General features: G+C 46.0%; 5 protein-coding genes and 1 pseudogene. 3 read left to right on the top strand and 3 right to left on the bottom strand.

Annotated features, from left to right (window positions below; translation table 11 throughout):
• Positions 1–266, top strand: a pseudogene (locus RBH26_RS21160) (TATA-box-binding protein C); the annotation flags it as partial.
• A 108-nt stretch (positions 267–374) separates the two neighbouring features.
• Entirely contained in the window at positions 375–1,013 is a 639-nt protein-coding gene (locus tag RBH26_RS21155) for a hypothetical protein (protein ID WP_306760349.1), read from the top strand.
• Between the two features lie 63 nt (positions 1,014–1,076).
• On the opposite strand, the gene RBH26_RS21150 is transcribed toward RBH26_RS21155, so the two are convergent.
• Positions 1,077–1,571 carry a hypothetical protein gene (locus tag RBH26_RS21150; protein WP_306760348.1) on the bottom strand — a complete coding sequence of 165 codons (495 nt, stop codon included), beginning with the start codon at positions 1,569–1,571 and terminating at the stop codon, positions 1,077–1,079.
• A 176-nt stretch (positions 1,572–1,747) separates the two neighbouring features.
• On the opposite strand from RBH26_RS21150, the gene RBH26_RS21420 reads away from it, so the two are divergent.
• Positions 1,748–1,975, top strand: a complete 228-nt coding sequence (locus RBH26_RS21420; protein ID WP_345784092.1) for a hypothetical protein — start codon at positions 1,748–1,750, stop codon at positions 1,973–1,975.
• A gap of 21 nt (positions 1,976–1,996) precedes the next feature.
• Here RBH26_RS21420 and RBH26_RS21145 read toward each other — a convergent pair whose 3' ends face one another.
• Positions 1,997–2,560, bottom strand: a complete 564-nt coding sequence (locus RBH26_RS21145; protein WP_306760347.1) for a hypothetical protein — start codon at positions 2,558–2,560, stop codon at positions 1,997–1,999.
• Positions 2,561–2,638: 78 nt separating this feature from the next.
• On the bottom strand, positions 2,639–3,978 hold a 1,340-nt coding region (locus tag RBH26_RS21140; RefSeq protein WP_306760346.1), incomplete at its 5' end, for a helicase C-terminal domain-containing protein.

Raw genomic sequence — 3,978 nt, 5'->3', positions numbered from 1 at the left:
CATCTGATTCAGGGTTTTCCATTCAAAATGTTGTTTGTACAGGTGAACTAAACACTGAACAAAACCTCAATGCAGTAGCTATCCAGTTAGGATTGGATCGAATAGAATACGAACCAGAACAGTTCCCCGGACTTATTTACCGACCCCAAAACCATGATTGTGTACTCTTGGTTTTTGGAAGTGGAAAAGTAGTGATCACAGGCTGTAGTGATTACAATACTGCTTCTGCTGCTTTTGACCATCTAGAGGAAAATCTAATTCAATAGAATTTACAAATAGTGAATAAAGAAGTGTGATCTCTGAGACTATCGATTAGAGCAAGGGATTGGTGTTGCCAATAATTATATACATGTCCTAGCCTTTGAATAAGTATAATGTCAACAAAAAGCGATAGTTCTGAACTCCATTCTTATGTAGTGTCAGTAGATACTGGGTTCGCCCCAAACGTTACAAATGGAGTTTGTACCTTAGCAACCTGTAAACAAGTGATCCGTGAAGAAGCAAAGGAAGGTGACTGGGTACTTGGCACGAATCCAAAGGAGGCTGGCGAAGAACGTATTACGTACTTCATGGAGGTAGGAGAGAAGTTAACATACGATCAATACTATAACTGTGGCCGTTTCGATTTCAAGAAACCAGAGAATGATCCAATTGGAGATAACATATATTATCGTAACAAAAAAGGTGATTTAGTTCAGGTCGAGAATCCGCCAGCCCACGATAATGACGAATGTCGTGAAAAAGACCTAAAATCAAATAGTGTACTTGTAGCAGACCGCTTCTGGTACTTTGGAGATCAAGGCCCAGAACTTCCAGCAAATCTCCGTGAGAAGGTTATCAAGGGGTATAAGAGTTCAAGTCGACCTGGTCGGAAAAAGCCGACCAAATACCTAGACGACCTTCTACAATGGATCACTGACGAGTACGATCCCGGTATCTATGGTGAACCACGAAATGGATTTACGAGTTCCTGCACTTGCGAAAGCGATACTTCTAACGACGAAATTTGCTGACCCTCTAAACGAACCAGACCGGCGTCTTCTACGAAAGACCCGAAGCAAAAGCCTACAGAAACACTACTCTATATCAGCAAAGGGTCCTCGCTTGTAAGCCACTTCTCGCAGTTCGTTGAGCGTTTCGGAATCAAGATGGTGTAACCGACCATCAAAAAACGTTAATTCACCAACATCGCATCCTCCTTTGTAGAGAATCACGGAACTTCTCACACCAAGTTCTCCAGTAGGATAGTAGAGAACCCCGATATGGATATAGTCACCTAGCCACTCGGGAGCCACACACTGTGTCACAGGTTGATTCTCTTTTGTAGAAGTGGGCATTTTCACTCCAGACGAGAAGTCACCTACTCCACCAATATGTTCCTCGACTATCTCCACAGCCTCTTGCCATGCATTTGCTGCCGGGATCGAAGCGTCATCCCATCTCGTATCATCATCAATATCGTTGGGTGATACTTCTGGGACATCGACTTCGGATAATTCTTCCAGCGTAGTAACGAGATCGTCAACACGCTGTCGGTACTCTTCTTTCATCGCTTCTTGTTCTTGGCTCATCGCATCTCAGCGGTATCCAAGAGATAAATAAAAAGGGTAGCCTGATGCAGCACTTTCTTCAATATTTACTGTGAAGAATATGAGTGGAGATGGTTTTGTTACTCACTGATCAACTTAGGGGGGTGGAAACGCTGTCTTCGCAGAGTTCAAGAGACATCACGTAGGTTTCTCACGTAATGCAACGGTTTGGTATAGGTGACGAAGTGAGAATTGACATCCCTGACGAGACGGACCCAGATTTCGATGAGTTCCATGGCCAACACGGCAAAATTGTGGATGTGTTATCGGATGATGCTGGGGCCGTAACTGGAGATGAGCGAAATGATGTTTTGTATCGTGTTGAGTTCAGAGATGGATCGACTATGGACTTCCGCTGGCGGGACCTTCGGCCATCTTGCCAGTGATCTACATAGAAATCCACTGTTTTATCGGAGGTGTTCAAGAATCTGAAGGAACCTGAAAGCAGGTTCACCGTAGTCTTTCCTTTCATTCGCAGCAAGTTCACGGAGTTCTTCGACTCGTGCTGTGTAATCTTCGTTGATCACCATCTCGATCTCGTGGTTGTATTCGTTCTCAAAATCGTTGGTGAGTTGATCGAGACCGTCAGTAACGTACCCTCGCGGAACAACCGGAGACCAGAGCTGGAAAACGTAGCGGTCAGCATCATCAAAGACATCCGTCACATACCTGTGGTCGGAAGTAAATTTCTTCCAGAGTTTTTCGAGAGTGTATTGGTAGTCACTATTCCCAAATTCCTCCCAGCGGTCAGTAGTTGGTTTGCCGGGGTAGAGGGTTCCGTGGAGATGAGTGATGACTTCGCACGTATAGATGACCTGCTCGCCATTTGTGGAATTTATACCAATAACATCGATCTCAGTTTGTTCACCGTCTGTTTTGGATCGCTGATTGTAACTGACGATCTCACAGTCGGTGATGAGTTTGTGATATGCTCCAACGATATGCTCACCGAGTTGGGTTTCAGAAACCATCTCTCTATTAACAGAAAGCACTAATCATTCTTATTTCTGTACCAATAATGAAGCCGAAGAGGCCGACAGACCGGCTTTTCAATGCCTCTCATGAGACCGCCAGAACATATCTAACGAATCGAAAAGCGACTGTGGCGAAATTATCGTCGCCTCCTCCTGCTCACGTTCAGAGAGATATTCATACGCGGAAGAACGGGTCCCTCCAGAGTATCGACCATCGGCTAAAATTCGTGTACCAACATCATCAGGCCCTCTGATCACACGGCCAAGTGCCTGTCTTGTTTGACGGACTGCTGGAACTAAGAGTCCATACTCGAACCCATTGTCATTGAAAGCGTGGTCATACGCCCGTCGTACTGCTCGTGTCCTTAGACCTCCTCTGATAGGTATTCCACAAACAAGGACCGTATTCAATTTCTCACCATCATAATCTACTCCCTCGATGAGCGTCCCATGAGAGCTTGTCACAAGGACTTTGCTTCCACCACGGAAAAAGGACTGTTTGAGTTCCTCTGTTTCTTTGTTTGTTGAGGATTGGTCCAGCAATACGTCCTTTGTAACGAGAGAAGACTCGTTGAGGAGGGTACTCGCCCACTCTGCTTCATCGTAATTCGGCATCACGATGAGTATATTTCCGTGAGTCCTTGCAACGACCTCGATAATATCAGCAAACTCCTCCCGTGTGCTGGTCATCTTAGAACGATCCTGTGTCATGTTGCCCCGACTGCTCTGGACGAACCAATCCGAATCAACAATGAACGTAGCGCGGTTTTCGGATGGGTATCCGGGGTCCGTATATCGGGCCTCAACGATGGGACGATCTCCCTCTAAATCGTCTAATCCAGTCACTTCACGAAAGACATCCATCGGTTCGAGAGTAGCACTCATCACAATTCCTCCCCCAAAATCTGCGAGTTCATTGTGAATACGCTTTTCAGGAACGCAGTTAGCTACGTTGAGAGTTACCCGGTACGCTGCCTGCCATGCCGACTTTTCGTTAGGAGACCACTTTTCTATAGCCTGTTCGCTTCGCAGGTCCCAATCCCAATTCAGTTCACCGATTCGGATATGACGAATTGAATCCAATTCGTGCCACCCATCCATGAATCGCCCAAGCGTACTAAGTTCAGGAGAGTCAGTATAGTGCCCATCTTCTTCTACCCATTGTTGATACCGTTCGATGGTTGCACGACCAAACGGGGTGGATAAGATGTCTCCATCAGCGGTTGCCTGTGAACTAGCGGTGTCGAAGGGGTCTGTGATCGAGCTTCCTTCACTGGAATCAACTTGATTAGCATAGGTGTCAATCGCTTTTCTCATCGCTTCTGCGACCTGAACAAGGCAAGAAAAGGGATCGAGGTCGTCCTCTGCTCTTTCCAGTTTTTCAATTCTTTGGGTAATGAAATCTGCTTGCTCAA

Origin of the sequence: Natronolimnohabitans sp. A-GB9 (assembly GCF_030848565.1) — an archaeon.
Classification (GTDB): Archaea; Halobacteriota; Halobacteria; order Halobacteriales; family Natrialbaceae; genus Natronolimnohabitans.
The sequence above is the reverse complement of the archived record's forward strand: the minus strand, read 5'-3'. Positions and strand labels throughout refer to the sequence as shown.